Origin of the sequence: Acinetobacter sp. 1424608 (genome assembly GCF_000588255.1) — a bacterium.
Classification (GTDB): Bacteria; Pseudomonadota; Gammaproteobacteria; order Pseudomonadales; family Moraxellaceae; genus Acinetobacter; species Acinetobacter nosocomialis.
This window is the reverse complement of the sequence record NZ_JFXL01000002.1, coordinates 259,635-280,366: the sequence shown is the minus strand read 5'-3', so window position 1 is coordinate 280,366 and position 20,732 is coordinate 259,635. Positions and strand designations below refer to the sequence as shown.

Sequence of the window (20,732 nt, the reverse complement as noted above, 5' to 3'; positions counted from 1 at the left end):
AACAGTCTATTTTACATGCGCTGGTTTTTCCAAAAATGAGCGTTTTTGACTGTGAGAAATAAAGAAGTAGTGTTATATTCTTTAGCATTTAGCTCACTACGGGGCTATTGGCAATTCGTCTACTATTCTCTTAATTGGTAAAAATTAAAGCAAAGTAAACGAAATGAGTTGCCTCCCCCTAAATGAGTGATTTGACTAGTTTGCTTTTTTGTATCAAATAGAGACTCAGATGGACGATCAATCTTTAAAACAGGCCGCTTTAAATTACCACGAATATCCAAATCCAGGGAAAATCAGCGTCACGCCTAGTAAGCAACTCGTCAACCAACGAGATTTGGCTCTAGCTTATTCACCAGGGGTTGCTGCTCCATGTTTAGAGATTGAACGTGATCCTTCAGCTGCTGCAAAATACACAGCGCGTGGTAACTTAGTTGCTGTTGTCAGTAACGGTACTGCGGTTCTTGGTTTAGGTAACATCGGTCCATTAGCTTCTAAACCGGTAATGGAAGGTAAAGGCGTTCTGTTTAAAAAGTTCGCTGGTGTTGATGTATTTGATATTGAAATTGCTGAAAACGATCCAGATAAAATCGTTGATATTGTTGCTTCATTAGAACCAACTTTTGGCGGCATTAACCTTGAAGATATCAAAGCACCAGAATGTTTCTATATTGAGAAGAAACTTCGTGAACGCATGAAAATTCCCGTGTTCCATGATGACCAACACGGTACAAGTATTATTGTAGGTTCAGCATTATTAAATGCTCTACAAATCGTTAACAAGAAAATTGAAGAAATCAAAATCGTTGCTTCAGGTGCAGGTGCTGCTGCCCTTTCTTGTTTAGATTTACTTTGCGCGTTAGGCGTAAATAAAGAAAATATCATTGTTGCCGATTCTCGTGGTCTACTTACGACTTCACGTGAAGGCTTAGATGAATCTAAAAAGCGTTATGTACAAGACATTAAAGCGACTCAATTACATGAAGTAATGGCTGGCGCAGATATGTTCTTAGGTCTTTCAGCTGCAGGTATTCTCACCAAAGATATGGTGAAACAAATGGCTGAAAATCCAATTATTTTTGCATTAGCAAACCCAGATCCAGAAATTCTGCCTGAACATGCACATGAAGTACGTCCTGATGTCATTATGGCAACTGGTCGTTCGGACTACCCGAACCAAGTAAACAATGCGTTATGTTTCCCTTATATCTTCCGTGGTGCACTTGACGTAGGTGCGACAACCATTAACGAAGATATGAAAATTGCATGTGTACACGCAATTGCACGTATGGCTCACGTAGAAGCTGACGCAGCTACTTATGGTGAAAAATCTGCTTCATTTGGTCGTGACTACTTAATTCCACGCCCACTTGATCAACGCTTAATTTTAGAAATCGCACCTGCTGTTGCTAAAGCAGCAATGGATTCAGGTGTTGCAACTCGCCCTATCGAAGATTTCTCTGCATATCGTCAAAAACTTTCTGAGTTTGTTTATAACTCAGCATTCTTGATGAAACCAATCTTTGCTCAAGCAAAAACAGATCCTAAACGTATTGCATATGCTGAAGGCGAAGATGAGCGCGTATTACGTGCTGTTCAAATTGCAGTTGATGAAGATTTAGCTAAACCAATTTTAGTTGGTCGTACTGCAGTCATTGAAGCAAACATCAAAAAATTAGGTCTACGTTTACAACACGGTGTAAATATTGAGATTGTAGATCAAGAACAAAACCCGATGTACGAAGAGTTTTGGAAAGACTACTACCAAACAATGCAACGTAAAGGCATTACTGTTGAATATGCTCAACGTGAAGCTCGCCGTCGTTCAACTTTAATTGCATCTCTTCTGGTTAAATTCGGCAAAGCAGATGGTATGTTATGTGGTACGTACAGTAGCTATAACATTCACCTTGACTTTGTGCGTAACGTTATTGGTCTTAAAGAAGGCATGAACAACTTCTTCACGCTCAATGCATTAATGCTTGAAGACCGTAATTTGTTTATTGCTGATACGTATGTAAATACTAACCCGACTGCTGAACAACTTGCTGAAATGACAATTTTAGCAGCTGAAGAAGTACGTCGCTTTGGTATTACACCACGCGTAGCTTTACTTTCTCATTCAAGCTTCGGTAGCGACCAGACTGATTCAAGCGCTCAAAAAATGCGTGAAGTTTATCGTATTTTATCTGAGCAAGCTCCAGAGCTTGAAGTTGAAGGTGAAATGCATGGTGATGCAGCATTAGATGAAAGTATCCGTCAATATGCTTTCCCAGGTTCACGTTTCAAAGGTTCAGCAAACTTGCTTATTATGCCGAACCTAGATGCAGCAAACATTTCATTTAACTTGTTAAAAGCAACTTCTGGTAACAACGTTACAATTGGTCCAATTTTGCTAGGTGCTGCTAAACCAGTTCATATTTTGACACCTACAGCGACGACTCGCCGCCTTATCAATATGACTGCTTTAACTGTTGCTGAAATTCAACAACAAGAAAAGTAATTTAGAAACTGCTTTTTACGAAAAGCTCTCTAATCACTTGAGAAAACCTCTATTCTGTAGCATGATTGCTTGAAGAATAGAGGTTTTTTCATGCAAGTGTATTTAGTAGGCGGTGCCGTCCGAGATTTTTTACTTGGGCATCCCTATCAAGAAAAAGACTATGTTGTTGTCGGTGCAACGCCGGAACACATGCTCGCCCAAGGTTTCCAGCCTGTAGGCAAAGATTTCCCTGTGTTTCTTCATCCTCAAACCAAAGAAGAATACGCACTTGCACGAACCGAACGAAAGTCTGGTCAGGGATATCATGGGTTTCAATTCTTTACTGATACAACCGTAAGTTTAGAAGACGACTTAATTCGCCGTGACTTAACAATTAATGCAATTGCCATGGATCAAGATGGCAAAATATATGATCCATATGGCGGTCAAAGCGACTTAGAAAATAAAATTCTACGTCATGTTTCAGAAGCATTTACTGAGGATCCCCTACGGGTTTTGCGTGTCGCTCGTTTTGCTGCACGATATTTTCCATATGGTTTTCAAATTGCGCCAGAGACTTTGCAACTTATGCAAACCATGGCAGAGTCAGGTGAACTGGATGCATTAACACCAGAGCGTGTTTGGAAAGAGACCTCTCGCGCTTTAATGGAAACTCATGCAGATATTTATTTTCAAACTTTGCGTGATTGTGGCGCATTAAAACATCTTTTCCCTGAAATTGATGCTTTATTTGGTGTACCTCAACGTCCTGAATATCATCCTGAAGTAGATTGTGGCGTTCATACCCTTATGTCATTACAACAAGCTTGTAAATCGAATTACTCACTCGATGTACGTTTTGCTGTTTTAGTGCATGATTTAGGTAAGGCTCTTACTCCAGCCGATGAGCTTCCTCGTCATATCATGCATGAAGAACGTGGAATTAAACCAGTTACTCAATTATGTGAACGTTTAAGAGTCCCAACGCAAACCAAGCAGTTGGCATTATCAGTGTGTAAAGAGCATTTAAAATGCCACCAGATTATGTCATTAAAGCCAGGTACTTTATGGCGTCTATTACAACGCTTAGATGTTTTACGTCGTCCAGAAAGAGTAGAAGCTTTTGTCCAAGCCTGTGAATGTGATGCAAAAGGCAGATTAGGGCTAGAAGATCGTCCGTATCCTCAAGCTCAATATATGCGTGAAGCGATGCAGATTGTTCGCTCTATTAAAGTTCAGGATTTACCAGAGAACATTAAGGGTGCAGAAATTGGTGAAATGCTCATTCAATATCGAATTGAGGCTTTAGCTGAGTTTAAAAATCAACATCAAAGCCTTAGCCACTCTTAATCAGTAGTCATAAAAAAAGCCTCATCTTGAGGCTTTTTTTTATTGAGGTTTTAACGTTTAGGAAGCGGGATATACTGAGATTGAGTATTTTGCGCTTTTCGCTCGCCCACAGTCACAACAAAGTTTTGTTGTTTACCATCTCGTTCAACCAATACATTAATTTCACTATTTGGCGCCTGTAAAGCAACGTAGTTAATCAAATGAGAAGCCGAAGTAATCGGTTCATTATTCACCTGAACAATTTTATCGCCCACTTTAATACCAGCAGAAGCCGCTGGACCATTTTTTAATACATCAGCAACGATTACACCAACTGGTGGTTTTGGTGCCAATACATCGTCTTGTGTAGGTGGTAGTAAACTAATACCTAACCAACCACGAACCACACGGCCATCTTTTAAAATTGAGTTAAGTACTTGTTGACAAACCTTCGCGGGAATAGCGAAACCAATACCTAAAGAACCACCCGATTGTGAAAAAATAGCAGTATTGACGCCAATCAAGTTACCAGCAACGTCAATTAAGGCTCCCCCTGAATTTCCAGGGTTAATTGCTGCATCAGTTTGAATAAAGTCTTCATAGGTATTAATACCTAAATCTGATCGACCTGTCGCTGAAACAATACCTTGAGTTACCGTTTGTCCTACACCAAACGGGTTACCAATTGCTAAAACAACGTCACCCACTTCATTACCACTCAATTTAAATGGCAATACTGGCAGTTTATCTAAATCGATTTTAATAACTGCCAAATCTGTATCTGGGTCAGTCCCCACAATTGTAGCTTCTGCACGACGTCCGTCATGTAAAGCAACTACGATCTGGTCAGCTTGGGCAATCACATGGTTGTTGGTAAGAATATAACCATCAGCACGAACAATAACCCCTGAACCTAAGCTATTTTCATTTTGCTGTTGTTGTTCGGGAACCTGATTTCCAAAAAATTCACGGAAAACCGGATCACTTAATAAAGGATGATTTTGTTTAACTTTCTGGGTCGTAAAAATATTAACAACTGCCGGCGCTGCAACTTTTACCGCAGCACTATAAGATACCACCCCACCCGTTCGAGAAGTATTCACCAGAGGCTCAACTTTCTCAGCAGGCATTTGCACCCCATCAACTGCAACAGTTGGTTTCGGCTGATGGTATTTTTGCCATGCAATAAAACTGGCAATTACAATAATAAGTAACACCCAAGGTAACCATGTAAAGGTGCGGCGCACGTTCATATCCTCTACGCAAAGAAGTTTTTAATTAAATTAATATATTGAACAAAAAGAGTTTTCAGTTAAGCATTTTAAATTAAATATGTCGATATACATAAAAAAGTCAAAAAAGATTTGTCTAGCTTTAGTTACACAACAAAATATGTTTCTATAGCTTTAGCAACTTTTACTACTCAATTCAGGAAATATCATGGCAAATTTGCATGAAATTATTCAGTGGTGCGACCAAACCTTAAAAGCAGCAGAGTTTAAAGATTACGCACCAAATGGCCTGCAAATTGAAGGTTCAACTGAAGTAAAACGTATTGTTTGTGCAGTGACTGCTTCTGAAGATGCAATTGATGCAGCTATTGCTCAAAATGCCGATCTATTACTTGTACACCACGGTTATTTTTGGAAAGGCGAACCGTATCCTATTACTGGTATGCGAGGCAACCGCATTAAAAAACTCATTCAAAATAATATTTCATTAGTCGCTTATCATCTACCTTTAGATGCACACCCATCTTTAGGCAATAATATCGCCATTGCAGAAAAGCTAAACTTGCAAAGCTTAGAACCACTCGATTTAACCGAGAAACACCCAATTGGTAATATTGGTTATTTAGAACAAGCACTTTCTGTAGATGACTTTAAAGCAAAACTACAAAACAGTTTTGATTTTAAAGTGATTCACTTACCAGCCGAGAAGAAAACGATTCAAAAAGTAGGTTTCTGTACAGGCGGCGCTCAAGATTTTATTGCTAAAGCTGCTTTGCAAAATTGTGATGCCTATATTTCAGGGGAAGTCAGTGAACGAACTTTTTACGAAGCAAAAGAATTAGGTGTTCATTATTTTGCCTGTGGTCACCATGCAACCGAACGTTATGGAGTTCAGCGTTTGGCACAAGCCATTTCAAAACAGTTCACAGTTGAATCTGAATATTTTGAATTGAATAATCCGATTTAATTAAGTCTTTTTTTCAATCTGTGTTATGCGTATTAATTAGATCTTTATTGTGTATAGTTCTTTAAAACGATGCCCTATTGTTAACAGAATCATTTACAATAGAGCCACTTAATATTGTATAACCCAGCAAATGCAAGGAATAGGAACATGACAACCATTACTTTACCTGCACTTCCATATGGCTATGATGATTTAGCGCCACATATCAGTAAAGAAACTTTAGAATACCATCACGACAAACACCATAACACCTATGTTGTTAACTTAAACAACTTAATCAAAGGCACTGACCTTGAAGGTAAAACTTTAGAAGAAATCATCAAAGCAACTGCTGGTGACGCATCTAAAGCTGGTATTTTCAACAATGCTGCTCAAGTTTGGAACCACACTTTCTACTGGAACAGCATGAAGCCAAATGGTGGTGGTAAACCTACTGGCGCAATCGCTGCTAAAATCGACGAAGCTTTTGGTAGCTACGAAAAATTTGCAGAAGAATTTACTGCTGCTGCAACAACTCAATTCGGTTCAGGTTGGGCTTGGTTAGTTGCTGATGAAGTAAACGGTAAACTTTCTATTACTAAAACTTCAAATGCAGACACTCCACTTGCACATGGTCAAATTGCTGTATTAACAATTGACGTATGGGAACATGCTTACTACATCGATTTCCGTAACTTACGTCCTAAATACATCGCAACTTTCTTAGAAAGCCTTGTGAACTGGGACTATGCAAATGCAAAACTTGCAGGTCAGCCAGCTGGTGTAGAGAAATAATTTTATTTCTTTATAAAAAACCACCCTCTTTAGGGTGGTTTTTTTATTTTTAAGGCAACAAAAGCATATTAATCAAGCAAACGATTCATTTTCTTTAATATTCTTATTGACGCTTTTAGATTTCATCCATAAAATGCGCATCAGATTCTCCAATAGCTCAGTCGGTAGAGCGACGGACTGTTAATCCGCAGGTCCCTGGTTCGAGCCCAGGTTGGAGAGCCATCTACTAATCTCCCATAGCTCAGTCGGTAGAGCGACGGACTGTTAATCCGCAGGTCCCTGGTTCGAGCCCAGGTGGGAGAGCCAAGATTCTAAAAGCCCGCATTTATTGCGGGTTTTTTCTTTTCTAATCATCTAATAACTTTCTATTATTTTGAATAAAATCAATGTTTCGTGTATTTTTAAGCCAAACGATTAGATATTCTCACTAATTCTGCTATTAAGGCTTGACCCAGCCCCCTTTCCTGCCTAAAATCCTTTTCCAGATTCTCCCATAGCTCAGTCGGTAGAGCGACGGACTGTTAATCCGCAGGTCCCTGGTTCGAGCCCAGGTGGGAGAGCCAAGATTCTAAAAGCCCGCATTTATTGCGGGTTTTTTCTTTTCTAATCATCTAATAACTTTCTATTATTTTGAATAAAATCAATGTTTCGTGTATTTTTAAGCCAAACGATTAGATATTCTCACTAATTCTGCTATTAAGGCTTGACCCAGCCCCCTTTCCTGCCTAAAATCCTTTTCCAGATTCTCCCATAGCTCAGTCGGTAGAGCGACGGACTGTTAATCCGCAGGTCCCTGGTTCGAGCCCAGGTGGGAGAGCCAAGATTCTTAAAAACCCACTCATTACGAGTGGGTTTTTATTTGTATGATGTTGTCACATGTTCGAATCGAGTCACTTATTTTTTATTATTTTAGGTTGCTTAAGCACCTGTATTTTTCTTGTTGTTTGTTTACGTCCCTATTTATTCCCAAAACAAAAATTCTTTGCTCGTCCTGTCATTACTAATTTTGAAACTCAAATGTTTATACGTCTAAAACAGAGTTTCCCAAGTTGCCATGTTTTAGCGCAAGTGGCGTTTAGCGCATTAATCACCAGCAATGACTATAAGGTTCGTAGCCAGTTCAATCGTAAAGTTACCGACTTTGTTTTGCTTAATGACAAAATGGAAGTAATTGCTATTATTGAGTTAGATGACCCTACTCACCTTGAAAAAGCAGAAGAAGACCGTCTACGCGATCAAATGCTGACAGAAGCCGGATATATCGTAAAACGTTATACAAGCATACCGAGCGTACGCCAACTACAAAGAGATATTCATTGAACAGCTAATGCTATTTCTTATCTGAATTTGCAGCCTGTTTTTCAGCTATTCTTTTTTCTATTTCTATACGTTGCTGCTCATATTGTTTTTTATTCTTAGCATCACTCTTTGCAGCCAAGAAAAGTATTCCAATAATTAAAAAAGGAATAAGTAAACCCAACACCATTAATAACCAAGGGACAGATTTTTTTTCAACTGATTGCTGACTCATAAGTGATTTAAACTCGAACATCATTAATTTTAAGCTATGTAACAATATAACAAAAAAGAGCCTATATAAAGGCTCTTTTATTAAGCTAAATGCTAGTTAAATAAAACTTAGAACTTACCTGTACAGTGCGGGCTTTGGCTAGCATCTTTCTGTGCATCAGTTAAAACAATACCGGTACCTGCTGACATATTCGTTTGAATAAAATCTATGGCATTTGCATTTTGACATACGATTGCTTGTGTATGAGTCGCATTCGGTACAATAGTTAAGTTATATCCCTTATCGTACCCAGCTTGAGGGAAAAATTTCAAAGCATTCGCTTTCATATTTGCGAATAAGGCTTGTGTTACTACAGGCAATACTGCTTGATCTTTTTCACCTTGAATAATAAATACAGGTGCTTTAATAACTTTTTCAGCTGTAGCATTCGTTGCAGGTTGAGTCGATGTTAAAAAACTTTGAACTACTTGATCGGTCTTGAATTTATTTAGATCAATACCGTACTGTGAAATTTGATGCGTAGGGTCAGCTAAGAAAGCTAGGATTCCTGCTTTAAATTTCTCTTGTAAACCATTTGCAGTATCAGGTGCAGGATAACTTAGACATGTACCATCATCTCCTGTACGACCATAAGCCAATTCTGCAATATCAGCTGCCCCTGATGTAAAGATTGACTTCAAATCATAATTTGGTTGCTGTGCTTTAATCCCAGCACTTGCAAAAGCAGCATATGCTAACAATTCAGCATATCCTTCTGCAGTTTTATCAATTGTTGGTACAGCAAGCGCCAGTGGATCATTTGGAGACATTTGCCCTGCAGCAATCGCTGCATCAATTTGTCTACGCGCTATAATTGCCTGATCTAGCTTACTAACTGCAAAATTACTATCTTGATTCATTGCAGGATCAATATAAATTTGAATAATTGTGCCCAAGCTTGATGCCGGCGCCCCAGCTACAGCACCTTTATAACTTGTATCTGTATTGGCGAATTCAGCAGTACCTAATGATGCATGTCCACCTTGTGATTGGCCAATTGACATCCAATCGCCTTTCAACTGATTTCCATAATGGTCTTTTGCTGCCTTGACTGCTGCTAATGCGGATTTTGCTTCACTAGATAAGTTTAAGTACGGATGTACACCTGGCGTACCTAAACCCTCATAATCTGGTGCAATAATCACATAACCTGCTGCTAATAAGTTTTCAGCTAAAATTTTAAATCGCGGATTAATTGCATTTTTACTTGGCGCGCAACTATCTCCTACTCCTACAGTTCCATGCTCCCATACAACCACTCGATAACCATCTTTAGGTTGCGAGGCTTTTGGGAACAATACCATAGCAGTAGCAGTGGCTGTTTTTCCCTGCACATTTGTCATGTTATAAGTCATGACTTTAATTGATGAAGCATTATCAACTTTATCTATAGCGTAATTACTTTCAGACAAAAAAGTCTTATTTGAATCTATCCCAGTGTAATCGTCATTGTTGTCATTACATGCTGTAAGAAATAATGCTGAAACCGATAATGTTATAGTTAAAGCGATTTTTGACCGTTTCATAAAATATCCTTTTTATGTTATGTGTTATTTATTCCGCATAATTTTTATGCACAAATATTAAGACATAAAAAAAGTGCTCTGCATAGAACACTTTTCAACCTCATGGTCATTTTTACTATATGAAATTTAAAAATATTCCTAGAAAAATGATTAATCCTACCCAGCGATTGTGACGAAATGCCCAGAAACAAACCTGAGGGTTGCGGTCTTTGGTTTTAATTGTTTGATATATAAAATCGAATGCCACAACAATTAAAGCAACAATTGCCCATGGAAATAAGATATTTTCTAAATACAACGCCGTTCCTATCAAAACAAGACTGGCTGCTTGTAGGAGTGCAATAATCTGGATGTCATATCGACCAAAAAGAATAGCTGTAGATTTCACACCAATCTTTAAATCATATTCACGGTCTGTAATTGCATATTGAGTGTCATAAGCCACTGTCCAAGCCAAATTACCAAAATACAGCAGCCAGCAAGTCAGATCCGGAGTTTTACCTACAGCAGTAAAGGCCATTGGAATTGACCATGAAAATGCTGCTCCTAAAAAAACTTGCGGTAAGTTGGTATAGCGTTTCATAAATGGATAAATAAACGCTAAAAATAACGCGCCAAATGACCAATAAAAAGTTTCTATAGGTAAAAAGAACAAAAGACATGCACTTGCTAAAACAAGACCTAAGAATACATATACTGCTTCCCTCGCACGAATAACACCTGTTGCCAAAGGACGAGTTTTTGTACGCTCTACATGACCATCTACTTTACGATCAGCAAAGTCATTAATCGCACATCCAGCAGCGCGCATAAAAATAACGCCTAAAATCATGACGAATAAAATACCTAAATTCGGTATTCCTTTTGATGCAACCCAAAGTGCCCACATGGTTGGCCAAAACACCAGTTCTGTACCAATTGGCTTATCAAATCGGCATAGATAATAATAAGCTTCTAAACGCTGACGCCATGTTGTACCTGTTGCAGTCGTCATAGTAATTCCTTGTCGTGCTGCTGATATAAAAAAGCTTCAAAAGCCGGTAAGAATGTTTCTTGAACAATAAATTTACACCCATGCCAAGTATAGCAACTTTGTCGCGTCCAACCTTCGGGTAAGCGAATAATACGGCGATCACACAGTGGCGTAGTTCTTTGAAATAAAAAACGACCTATCGGTTTAGAACCAATATGCTGAAATATACGGGCTTTTTTTTGTAAGCTTTGAATTGGAAAAATACTTTTTGCTTTAACCCAAGGTTCCACTTCACAACCATATAAATATGTTTCCCTTACCCATGAAGTGTGGGTATAAGGCATATTCATCCATTGACTGTCTGCAAAAGTTAAACGCTGAAAGTGTTCTTTAAAAGGTTTTACGCTGAACTGTCCACCGCCAAGTTCAGTCAATTGTTGGGTCAGAGAACCAGACGCATACAACCATGTTTTCAATGCAGGATTTAATACTTCTTCCTGTTTAAGTACTGGTTGTCGTTTACGCATAATCTGCTCACATGAAAACTCGCACCTAGTTTACCCCAATTTTTTGATAAAAAACGTAGAGAATTCAATCAACATTCCAAGTAATAAAAAAGCCTGCATAAGCAGGCTTTTTTACGAAATACGTATTACAAGCTGTAGTACATATCGAATTCAACTGGGTGAGTAGTCGTGTTAAGACGACGTACATCTTCAGTTTTAAGTTCAATATATGCATCAAGCATTTCTTTAGTGAACACGCCGCCTTTTAACAAGAATTCGTGATCTGCTTGAAGTGCTTCAAGAGCCATATCTAAGCTATGAGCAACTGTTGGGATTTTTGCTTCTTCTTCTGGAGGAAGATCATACAAGTTCTTGTCAGCAGCTTCGCCCGGATGGATCTTGTTTTGGATACCGTCGATACCAGCCATTAACAATGCAGCGAAACCTAAGTATGGGTTCATCATTGGGTCTGGGAAACGAGCTTCGATACGCTTACCTTTAGGGCTAGAAACGTATGGAATACGGATAGACGCAGAACGGTTACGCGCTGAGTAAGCAAGCATAATTGGTGCTTCGAAGTGAGGAACCAAACGCTTGTATGAGTTTGTAGATGGGTTTGTGATTGCATTCAATGCACGAGCGTGCTTGATGATACCACCGATGAAGTACAACGCCATTTCTGAAAGACCAGCATATTCATCACCAGCAAACAAGTTCTTGCCATCTTTAGAGATAGACATGTGAACGTGCATACCAGAACCGTTATCACCTACCATTGGTTTAGGCATAAACGTAGCTGTTTTTGCATATTGATGTGCAACGTTCCAAACAGCATATTTGAACTGTTGAACTTCGTCAGCTTTACGAACAAGAGTATTGAAGCTCACACCAATTTCTAACTGGCAAGAAGCAACTTCATGGTGATGTACTTCTACACGACCTGGGCCCATGATATCTTCGATTTTTGCACACATTTCTGCACGCATATCTTGTGAAGAATCAACTGGAGGAACTGGGAAGTAACCGCCTTTAACACGTGGACGGTGACCAGAGTTACCAGACTCATAGTCTTTACCAGTAGACCAAGCAGCTTCTTCAGCGATTAATGTATGACGAGCGCCAGACATATCGATGTCCCATTTCACTTCGTCAAATACAAAGAATTCTGGTTCTGGACCGAAGAATGCAGTATCACCGATACCTGTAGATTTTAAGTATTCTTCTGCACGGCGAGCAATCGAACGTGGGTCACGCTCATAACCTTGACCAGTTGAAGGTTCAATAACGTCACAAGTCACAACTACAGTTGGTTCAGCAAAGAACGGGTCGATGAAACCAGTTTCCGCATCTGGACGTAAGATCATGTCAGATGCTTCAATACCTTTCCAACCAGCGATTGAAGAACCATCAAACATTTTACCGTCTTCAAAAGTATCTTCATCAATAGAATCAGCTGGGTAAGTTACGTGCTGTTCTTTACCCTTAGTATCAGTAAAGCGAAAATCGACCCATTTTGCGCCACTTTCTTGTATGAGTTGAAGGACCTTGTTCGCCATGCTCATTTTGCTCCAATGAAATTTTGTTGCACTTGTTAAGTGCGTGTTAGTTGCTGGTATTTATTAAGCAATTCTCATACCAACTTTATAAGACTTACCTAAAACATTGAATTACTTATAAGTATTCATGATTTAGGCCCCTTGTCTTGAACCCATTATACTGTTTGCTTGTGCAAATGCACCATATTCACACATTTTCAAATTATGGCATATTTAAATAGCTTATTATTGCCCTAATTTAGTGCAAAATTGTTGCACTGATATAATCCGCTGCATCAATTTCTAACAGTCGTTCATGATCATAATACTTTCTTATATATAATGTTGAGATTCTTATTAGATTACACAAAAAATATTTATGCTTCTTAAAGCATCCATTCTCACTCATTTTTACGTTGTTTAGATGACTTAATCGCCTTGGTTAAGCCATCCAAGTAAGTTCTTTATTGTTTATTTACAATCTACCAAATAGTTTTCATTTTGATGAATTCTTATAGAGCATTTCAGTACTCGGCAGTTCTTTGATTCTTCAAATGAACGCTCCTTTGTGTTATTCGCTATCTACAAACTCTACTATTCATGTTCTTTTTCATTCACTGTTTTTATACAAGGTAAATTTGCTTTTATTGTTAAAAATAACTAAAAAATAAAAACATAAATTTTGGTTATAAATAAACAAACTAAAAGTTATGTTTATAAAAAACATAAAATCATTCAAGGATTTGAATAATGAAACATGAACTTGAACAGACCGATAAAGCATTTTTCGGTCATCCAAAACCATTAAAAACTTTATTTTTTACAGAACTTTGGGAAAGATTTTCTTATTACGGAATTCGCCCCTTACTTGTTCTTTATATGGTTGCTATGGTGAATGACGGTGGGCTAGCACTTGATCGACCAACTGCCGCAGCTATTGTGGGATTATTTGCAGGCTCAATGTATTTAATGACAGTTTTTGGTGGGTGGATTGCTGATAACTGGTTAGGTCAGGCGCGTGCTGTCTGGTACGGTTCAATTATTATTGCTTTAGGTCACTTATCAATTGCCCTCACCACCATTTTTGATCAATTCTTTTTTTATTTCGGTCTAGTTCTGATTGTTCTTGGCTCTGGTTTATTTAAAACTTGTATTTCAGTAATTGTCGGAACTTTATACAAAGCTCAAGATAGTAGACGAGATGCCGGATTCTCCATTTTTTATATGGGAATTAATATGGGCTCGTTTATTGCCCCGCTCATTACAGGTCTATTAGCTCGCGATTATGGCTGGCATTTAGGCTTTGGTATCGGTGGCCTTGGGATGTTGATAGCGTTGTTAATTTTCCGCTTTTTGGCTATCCCTCAACTTCAAACTTTTAATGAACTGCGTCAAGAATCTAACACCTGTAGCAAACCTGTCGTAGAAAATAAAAATGCACCCAAAATTGTGTTTAGTTTTTTATTTTTGGTTGCAGTAGTTATTGGACTAACTTTCTTTGGCATCATTCACATCAACCCAGTCGTTGTTGCAACCTACTTAACTGTAGGAATTAGCATTGGAATTATTGCTTATTTTGCATACTTATTGCTTTTCCTGAATTTAGAACAAAATGAAAAATTTAAAATAATTATTTGCTTCGTTTTATTAGCAGCATCTGCTCTATTCTGGTCAGCTTTTGAACAAAAACCCACAACTTTTACTTTATTTGCGCAAGATTATACGGACCGTATTGTTTTCGGTTTTGAGGTTCCGACGGTATGGTTTGAATCAATCAATGCTCTTTTTATTATTATCTTTGCTCCAGTTGCAGCTTGGCTATGGGCAAAACTTGGTAAGGCAAATAAAGATCCAAGCTATATCAGCAAATTTATTATTGCGTTGTTATTCGCAGCAGGTGGCTTTTTGCTTATGACTTTAGCCAGTCATTTTGCTATTCATGGTGGGGCAGTTTCACCATTTTGGTTAGTCGGTACATTATTTCTTCTTACCATAGGTGAACTTTGCTTAAGCCCAATTGGCTTATCAACCATGACCAAACTTGCGCCCGATGTTATACGCAGTCAAATTATGGGTTTATGGTTCACTGGTTCAGCTTTAGGCAATCTCATGGCAGGTCTCATTGGCGGACATGTATCGGCAGATGGTATTAATCATTTACCTAGCCTATTTATGCGCTGTGTATTGGCCTTGGTTATTGGCGCAATCGTGTTATTTTTATTAAAGAAACCAATGAATAAATTAATGGGCAAAAGTACCAGCAAAGTTCAACCTGATTTGGAAACGATATGAACAACTTAACTGTTCCAGAAAAACTAGCGAAACTTCGAGAACTCATGACCAATCAAAGTATTGATGCTTTGGTTGTGATGAGTGCAGACCCCCATATGTCTGAATATTTACCAGACTATTGGAAAGCAAGGCAGTGGTTAAGCGGTTTTAGTGGTTCTGTCGGCACTTTAGTTGTGACCCAAAACTTTGCAGGACTCTGGGCCGATGGGCGCTATTGGGTACAAGCCGAACAACAACTCGCTGGAACTGGCTTTCAATTACAAAAACTGACCAGTGATGAGTCTTCAACACATCTCGCCTGGATTGAGAAAAATCTACCAGCTAGTTCGGTCATTTCAGTAAATGGACAAACACTTTCAATCCAGCAGTTTAAAGCGTTGGAAAATACGGCAAATCAACATGGTTTTAAGCTTGAAACACAGCAAGATTTAATCGGCTCGATCTGGTCTAATCGTCCAGAACTTCCTTTAGAACAGATTCATTTAATGCCTGAAGGGTTAAATGCGCTATCTCGTAAAGAAAAAATTCAGGCAATACGCGATGCTTTAAATAGTAAAGCGATTGAAGGACATTTCATTTCATCTTTAGATGATATTGCCTGGGTTTTAAATGCACGCGGACAAGATGTAGAGTACAACCCTGTATTCCTTTCCCATTTATACATCAGTACTCAACAGGCTGTTTTATTCATTGATAGCAACAAAGTCGATTCAACCATTCAACAGGCTTTCAAAGCTGATGGCGTTGAAATTCGTGACTATCAAGATTCAGCTCAGTTTTTAGCAAATATTTCTAATGCATCTGTGCTGTTAGATCCAGCTAAAGTATCGATTTTTCATGAGCAAGCCATCGCAAAAGATATTCGGATTGTTTACGACATCAACCCAAGTACACTTTTTAAATCGCGTAAACATGAAAGCGAAATTGCTCATATCCGCCATGCCATGGTGAAAGATGGTGTTGCCCTTTGCCACTTTTTCCACTGGTTAGAGAAAGCCCTTTATCAAGATCAACGCATTTCAGAACTCACCATTGATGAGAAAATTACAGCCTTCCGCGCTCAGCAAGAGGGTTTTATAGGCCCAAGTTTTTCAACGATTGCTGGCTTTAATGCCAATGGTGCTCTACCCCATTACCGTGCAACTGAAGAGCACTATTCATTTATCGAAGGTGATGGTCTGTTACTGATTGACTCTGGTGGACAATATGTAGACGGCACTACCGACATTACTCGTGTTGTTCCTGTCGGGACTCCAACAGAACAACAAAAACGTGACTATACCTTAGTTCTAAAATGTCATATTGCTTTAGCAAAAACCATTTATCCAGAAGGTTTAGCTGCTCCTCTACTCGATTCAATTTGTCGTCATACTTTATGGCAACATGGTTTAGATTATCGCCACGGCACAGGTCACGGCGTAGGCTTTGCACTTAACGTGCATGAAGGACCACAAGTGCTTTCTTATTACGCGCCTATTCATGCCTACAGCAAATTGCGTGAAGGTATGATTCTTTCTAATGAACCGGGCTTATATCATGAAGGACAATACGGTATTCGTATTGAAAATCTGGTTGCAAACAAACTTCACTCAGGGTTTGAGAAAACTTATGGCGATTTCTTAGAGTTTGAAACGCTGACCCTTTGCCCAATTCATTTAGACTGTATTGTCGTTGACATGCTAACAGATGAAGAAAAAGACTGGTTAAATGGTTATCATCAAACTGTTCAAGAAAGACTGGCTGAACATTTATCTGGCGATGTTTTAGATTGGTTGATTTATAACACACGTAAGATTTAATCTTCTTTTTGTTTAAGGCAGAATAGTTTTTTATTTACAATACAAGCTTATTCTGCCTTATTTGTACTTATCTATAATTTCAAAAAGCCTCACTTCTTAAACCATTTTTTCTGCAAATTTCTAACGAATGAAATAGTTAAACTGGTTACTTCTTTTTTTGCTATATTAGCCCATTAGAAAACGGCTTCTTATTTTTCAAATCTAAAAAGTCTTTTCTGAAAACGGGTATCAATATGGGTAACTATTTTAGTCACTTATTAAATATATTTTAATTATCATGAGGTTAAGTTCATCATGCTTCTAATGATCGACAATTACGACTCTTTTACCTACAACATCGTCCAGTATTTTGGCGAGTTGAATCAGGAAGTAAAAGTAGTTCGCAATGATCAAGTCACATTAGAGGATATTGAACGATGGCAACCTAAATACCTCGTGATTGGTCCTGGTCCTTGCTCTCCAAGTGAAGCTGGTATTTCAATTCCTGCAATTAATCACTTTGCCGGAAAAATTCCATTGCTTGGCGTGTGTTTAGGCCATCAAAGTATTGGGCAAGCTTTTGGCGGGAAAATTGTAAGAGCCAAAACGGTGATGCACGGACGTTTATCTGATATGTACCACAGCAATAAGGGTATTTTCAGTAATCTGCCTAGTCCATTCTCGGCAACTCGTTATCACTCATTGGTGATAGATCAGGAAACACTGCCTGATTGCCTTGAAGTAACATGCTGGACCAATGAAGCAGATGGCTCAATGGAAGAAATTATGGGCGTTAAACATAAGACACTTCCTGTTGAAGGCGTGCAGTTCCATCCTGAATCCATTTTGAGTCAACATGGCCATCAAATCTTTAAAAACTTTTTAGATATCTATGCATAATTCAGTCTCGAATCGACTGTTCTAAGAGTGATTGGATAAGCAATCCTAATAAAAAGCCAACTACGATCAGTTGGCTTTTTTCATGGTTGAATCAATTACAAATTTAACTGTTGCACAATCGATCCATCTTGTTTTGCCACCAAAGATTCGCAGAGTTGAATACGTTCTTTAGTCTGTTTCAATCCTCTTTCCACCCCAACCAACTCTTTAGTTCGTGGTGCAAAAAAGTCATTTAACTGTGCCGCTTGTTGTTGGGTACATGCTGCCCCACTAAACATTGCAGGAAAACGCCCAGCCGAAGACTTACCTAAACGGTCAAACACTGCCTCATGATTTACCTTAAACCAAGACCATAAACCGCCTTGTTCATCTCCATAATTATTGATTGAGTTGACCACGGTACGAACTTCACCAACTTTAACACGCGGGTTTAAAATCAACTGACGGGCTTGTTGGCGTGTTGCTTCTTGATTTGCCGAGCCTAAGGCTGTAAGGATTGCTAGACGCTGTGTCGGCTGAGTCACATGTTGTAACTCTCCAGACAATCGGTCAAAAGCTGGTTGACCTTTTTCTTGTACACGTACAGCTAAAATGGTTGGCAATAATTCAGGTGTTACTTGCGCAAAGTTAAGCTGCTTTTGAGCAAATAGAGCATCTGACTGTTTTAACAGTTGTGTACGAACTTCGGGAACTTGAATATCTAAAGCAAGAAACTTAACCAACTCACTACGCCATAAACTGTCTTCAGCTGATTCACCTGTTTTGCTGACATAACCCAACTGATTTAATTTAGGTAAATATAAATTAGCTAAGGCTTTTCTAAAATGCTCACGTTCAGCTTCTGTTTTTAATACATGACGATGAATGGTACTTAACTGGGAAAACAGCGCTGTACTAATTTGTCGGCTATTCGAATTGGCAAATTTTTTCGCAGCATCTACGACAGCCAACAAATTAATATCACCGTGGTTAAATGCAGCTGAAATTGCATAGGCATAAGCTAACTGTTCAGTGTTAGAAAGCTTTTCTGTAGCGGCAGTCAGACGTGTAAACTCTTTTTGTGGCAAACTAAATTGGTAGTATCCTGCCGCATCTGCATTTGGAATATACCAACTATCAAGGCTGGCACCTTTGAGTTCAATCTTGGCTTCTGCTTGGTCTACCAATTCACATTGCACTTTACTACCTGCATTTGGAACTTCATAACGTACACATAATGGTACACCCCACAGGCTTCTTGCATCACCTTTTGAACCCACAGGTAAGTAACGGCTTTGCTTCACATTTAAAAAGACTTTATTGCCTTCTTGCTGTAATGCGGTGTTAATTAAAGGCACACCTGGTTGATCAAGAAAACTTTTCATCGCTCTAGTAAAGCGCTCACCTTGTCCAGACTGCTCTGCTAAAGCGCTAATTAAATCATTGGCTGTCGCATTACCATATTGGTGCTTATTAATATAATTGCGCACACCTTGTTTGAATTTTTCTTCACCCAAATAGCTTTCAAACATATTTAAAACAGCTGCACCTTTTTGGTAAGTAATACCATCAAAAGCGGTTTGAATATCGGCATTACTTAAAATAGGCTGGCGAATACGGCGTACACTTACCAAGCTATCACTTTTCATCGCATCTGCGGTGTCTGAAATACGCTCTAAATCAGCGTTAAATTCCGGATGTAATTTTTGAGTAATTTTACTTTGCATCCATGTGGCAAACGATTCATTGAGCCACAAATCATCCCACCACGGCATCGTGACGACATCACCAAACCATTGATGTGCGAGCTCATGCGCATTGACATTAAATGAATTCTGTACAAAAGAGACTGGTGAGTCCTTATCTAACAACATTAGATAGTCTCTAAAAGTAATTAGCCCTGGGTTTTCCATTGCTCCGGCAGCAAAGTCTGGTGCTGCAAGCAAGTCGAGCTTGTCAAATGGATAACCAAAGGCAAAATAATCTTCTAGAGTTTTTAAAATGGCTGGAGTTTCAGATAAAGCATGCTGCATTTTTTCAGCTTTAGCATCGGGTGCAATACCACGTAACTGAATCGGCTGTTTACGCCATGAAGTTACTCCAATATCTGGCCCTTTTTGTAATTGCCACGGTCCGACAGCCAATGCAAGTAAATAGGTTGGCAGTGGTTTTGTCTGTGCAAAACTGAGCGTTTTCCAACCTGACTTCTCTGCTTGCTCAGATGTTTGTTGGGTATTGGCAAAACCTGAATATTTGCTTGGAATCGTCAAACGAATATTAAACGGCGTTTTAAAACGTGGCTCATCAAATGACGGGAATGACTGGCGTGCACTAATTGCTTCCATTTGAGTCATCACATAAGGTTTACCCTCAAACTCGATTTTATAAATACCATCAAGTTGCTGGTCATACGCCGCATTAAAATCTAGAACAAGTTGATACTGTCCTGCTGGCAAGGTCTTGGCAAATTTAATTTTACTTACCCCATCTACCTCGGAGGCTTGCTCATATTTTGCTTTGGTTTTAGCACCCTCAGCCGATATGATATTCACATCTTTCACCGTTAAAGACCTACCATGAATCCAGATGTGATCTGTGGCTTGAGCCAGTTTTAAATGAATAGTAGTTTTACCGGTATAGCCTTTTTGTGCGGGATCAATCTTAAAATCTAAATCATAAGATTCGGGTACGACCCACTCGGGTAATTTACCAATCGGGATTTGTTCACTGTTATTAGATGCAAAAATTTGAGTTGCCGATAAAGATAATAATGTTGTAAGTAGCAATCTTTTTTTAAATGAAGGCTTGACCAGCATAAGGGGTTTTATCCTCTGTAGTTTTAAATAAAAAGATGCAGCAAATGCTGTACCACTTCGCTGCATCCATACATCA

14 protein-coding genes, 4 tRNA genes and 1 pseudogene are annotated in these 20,732 nt (G+C 38.8%); 12 read left to right on the top strand and 7 right to left on the bottom strand.

What is annotated here, in order from left to right:
• Nucleotides 1–229: 229 nt before the first annotated feature.
• Complete coding sequence (locus J678_RS07960) at nt 230–2,500, top strand: NADP-dependent malic enzyme (RefSeq protein ID WP_002052468.1); 2,271 nt, start codon at nt 230–232, stop codon at nt 2,498–2,500.
• 90 nt (nt 2,501–2,590) lie between these two features.
• On the top strand, nt 2,591–3,829 hold the full coding sequence (locus J678_RS07955; protein ID WP_017393160.1) for a multifunctional CCA addition/repair protein: 1,239 nt from the start codon (nt 2,591–2,593) through the stop codon (nt 3,827–3,829).
• A 50-nt stretch (nt 3,830–3,879) separates the two neighbouring features.
• Here J678_RS07955 and J678_RS07950 read toward each other — a convergent pair whose 3' ends face one another.
• Nucleotides 3,880–5,055, bottom strand: a complete 1,176-nt coding sequence (locus J678_RS07950) for a S1C family serine protease (RefSeq protein WP_002052780.1) — start codon at nt 5,053–5,055, stop codon at nt 3,880–3,882.
• Nucleotides 5,056–5,248: 193 nt separating this feature from the next.
• On the opposite strand from J678_RS07950, the gene J678_RS07945 reads away from it, so the two are divergent.
• The 7 genes from J678_RS07945 (at nt 5,249) to J678_RS07915 (ending at nt 8,101) form a co-directional block, all read left to right on the top strand.
• Nucleotides 5,249–6,007, top strand: a complete 759-nt coding sequence (locus J678_RS07945) for a Nif3-like dinuclear metal center hexameric protein (RefSeq protein WP_004886136.1) — start codon at nt 5,249–5,251, stop codon at nt 6,005–6,007.
• Between the two features lie 147 nt (nt 6,008–6,154).
• A complete protein-coding gene (locus J678_RS07940; RefSeq protein ID WP_000208083.1) occupies nt 6,155–6,781 on the top strand; it encodes a superoxide dismutase in 627 nt (208 codons plus the stop codon).
• 146 nt (nt 6,782–6,927) lie between these two features.
• Nucleotides 6,928–7,003: transfer RNA gene (locus tag J678_RS07935), tRNA-Asn, on the top strand.
• Nucleotides 7,004–7,011: 8 nt separating this feature from the next.
• Nucleotides 7,012–7,087 (top strand) — tRNA-Asn (locus tag J678_RS07930).
• A gap of 181 nt (nt 7,088–7,268) precedes the next feature.
• A tRNA-Asn gene (locus tag J678_RS07925) sits at nt 7,269–7,344 on the top strand.
• A 181-nt stretch (nt 7,345–7,525) separates the two neighbouring features.
• A tRNA-Asn gene (locus tag J678_RS07920) sits at nt 7,526–7,601 on the top strand.
• A 56-nt stretch (nt 7,602–7,657) separates the two neighbouring features.
• Complete coding sequence (locus J678_RS07915; RefSeq protein WP_017393161.1) at nt 7,658–8,101, top strand: DUF2726 domain-containing protein; 444 nt, start codon at nt 7,658–7,660, stop codon at nt 8,099–8,101.
• Between the two features lie 10 nt (nt 8,102–8,111).
• Here the strand turns inward: J678_RS07915 and J678_RS0103945 are convergent, their stop codons facing one another.
• The 5 genes from J678_RS0103945 to glnA form a co-directional block, all read right to left on the bottom strand.
• The gene (locus J678_RS0103945) at nt 8,112–8,312 is read right to left on the bottom strand and encodes a hypothetical protein (protein WP_025466124.1); all 201 of its coding nucleotides are present in this window, start codon (nt 8,310–8,312) and stop codon (nt 8,112–8,114) included.
• 107 nt (nt 8,313–8,419) lie between these two features.
• Nucleotides 8,420–9,877, bottom strand: coding sequence for an alpha/beta hydrolase family protein (locus J678_RS07910; RefSeq protein WP_017393163.1), 1,458 nt, complete (start codon nt 9,875–9,877; stop codon nt 8,420–8,422).
• A gap of 115 nt (nt 9,878–9,992) precedes the next feature.
• Nucleotides 9,993–10,871 carry a 4-hydroxybenzoate octaprenyltransferase gene (ubiA, locus tag J678_RS07905; protein WP_004707723.1) on the bottom strand — a complete coding sequence of 293 codons (879 nt, stop codon included), beginning with the start codon at nt 10,869–10,871 and terminating at the stop codon, nt 9,993–9,995.
• Nucleotides 10,868–11,377, bottom strand: coding sequence for a chorismate--pyruvate lyase family protein (locus tag J678_RS07900; RefSeq protein ID WP_004707720.1), 510 nt, complete (start codon nt 11,375–11,377; stop codon nt 10,868–10,870). The genes ubiA and J678_RS07900 overlap by 4 nt, the downstream gene beginning before the upstream one ends.
• Before the next feature lie 125 nt (nt 11,378–11,502).
• A complete protein-coding gene (glnA, locus tag J678_RS07895; protein ID WP_002052696.1) occupies nt 11,503–12,918 on the bottom strand; it encodes a type I glutamate--ammonia ligase in 1,416 nt (471 codons plus the stop codon).
• Between the two features lie 703 nt (nt 12,919–13,621).
• Here glnA and J678_RS07890 point away from each other — a divergent pair.
• The 3 genes and pseudogenes from J678_RS07890 to J678_RS07880 all read left to right on the top strand — a co-directional run bounded on the left by J678_RS07890 (nt 13,622) and on the right by J678_RS07880 (nt 17,861).
• A pseudogene (locus tag J678_RS07890) lies at nt 13,622–15,183 on the top strand (peptide MFS transporter).
• Nucleotides 15,180–16,982, top strand: coding sequence for an aminopeptidase P family protein (locus tag J678_RS07885; protein WP_017393165.1), 1,803 nt, complete (start codon nt 15,180–15,182; stop codon nt 16,980–16,982). The pseudogene J678_RS07890 and the gene J678_RS07885 overlap by 4 nt, the downstream one beginning before the upstream one ends.
• A gap of 294 nt (nt 16,983–17,276) precedes the next feature.
• On the top strand, nt 17,277–17,861 hold the full coding sequence (locus J678_RS07880; protein WP_000925673.1) for an anthranilate synthase component II: 585 nt from the start codon (nt 17,277–17,279) through the stop codon (nt 17,859–17,861).
• Between the two features lie 95 nt (nt 17,862–17,956).
• Here the strand turns inward: J678_RS07880 and J678_RS07875 are convergent, their stop codons facing one another.
• The gene (locus J678_RS07875; protein WP_017393166.1) at nt 17,957–20,722 is read right to left on the bottom strand and encodes a M1 family metallopeptidase; all 2,766 of its coding nucleotides are present in this window, start codon (nt 20,720–20,722) and stop codon (nt 17,957–17,959) included.
• Nucleotides 20,723–20,732: the final 10 nt, after the last annotated feature.

Excerpts from the sequence above, each read along its gene's own strand:
- J678_RS07875 (WP_017393166.1), bottom strand. The coding sequence starts at position 20,722 with ATGCAGCGAAGTGGTACAGCATTTGCTGCATCTTTTTATTTAAAACTA.
- J678_RS07880 (WP_000925673.1), top strand. The coding sequence starts at position 17,277 with ATGCTTCTAATGATCGACAATTACGACTCTTTTACCTACAACATCGTC.
- J678_RS07945 (WP_004886136.1), top strand. The coding sequence starts at position 5,249 with ATGGCAAATTTGCATGAAATTATTCAGTGGTGCGACCAAACCTTAAAA.
- J678_RS0103945 (WP_025466124.1), bottom strand. The coding sequence starts at position 8,312 with ATGAGTCAGCAATCAGTTGAAAAAAAATCTGTCCCTTGGTTATTAATG.
- J678_RS07955 (WP_017393160.1), top strand. The coding sequence starts at position 2,591 with ATGCAAGTGTATTTAGTAGGCGGTGCCGTCCGAGATTTTTTACTTGGG.
- J678_RS07940 (WP_000208083.1), top strand. The coding sequence starts at position 6,155 with ATGACAACCATTACTTTACCTGCACTTCCATATGGCTATGATGATTTA.
- glnA (WP_002052696.1), bottom strand. The coding sequence starts at position 12,918 with ATGAGCATGGCGAACAAGGTCCTTCAACTCATACAAGAAAGTGGCGCA.
- J678_RS07915 (WP_017393161.1), top strand. The coding sequence starts at position 7,658 with ATGTTCGAATCGAGTCACTTATTTTTTATTATTTTAGGTTGCTTAAGC.
- J678_RS07910 (WP_017393163.1), bottom strand. The coding sequence starts at position 9,877 with ATGAAACGGTCAAAAATCGCTTTAACTATAACATTATCGGTTTCAGCA.
- J678_RS07900 (WP_004707720.1), bottom strand. The coding sequence starts at position 11,377 with ATGCGTAAACGACAACCAGTACTTAAACAGGAAGAAGTATTAAATCCT.
- J678_RS07885 (WP_017393165.1), top strand. The coding sequence starts at position 15,180 with ATGAACAACTTAACTGTTCCAGAAAAACTAGCGAAACTTCGAGAACTC.
- ubiA (WP_004707723.1), bottom strand. The coding sequence starts at position 10,871 with ATGACGACTGCAACAGGTACAACATGGCGTCAGCGTTTAGAAGCTTAT.
- J678_RS07960 (WP_002052468.1), top strand. The coding sequence starts at position 230 with ATGGACGATCAATCTTTAAAACAGGCCGCTTTAAATTACCACGAATAT.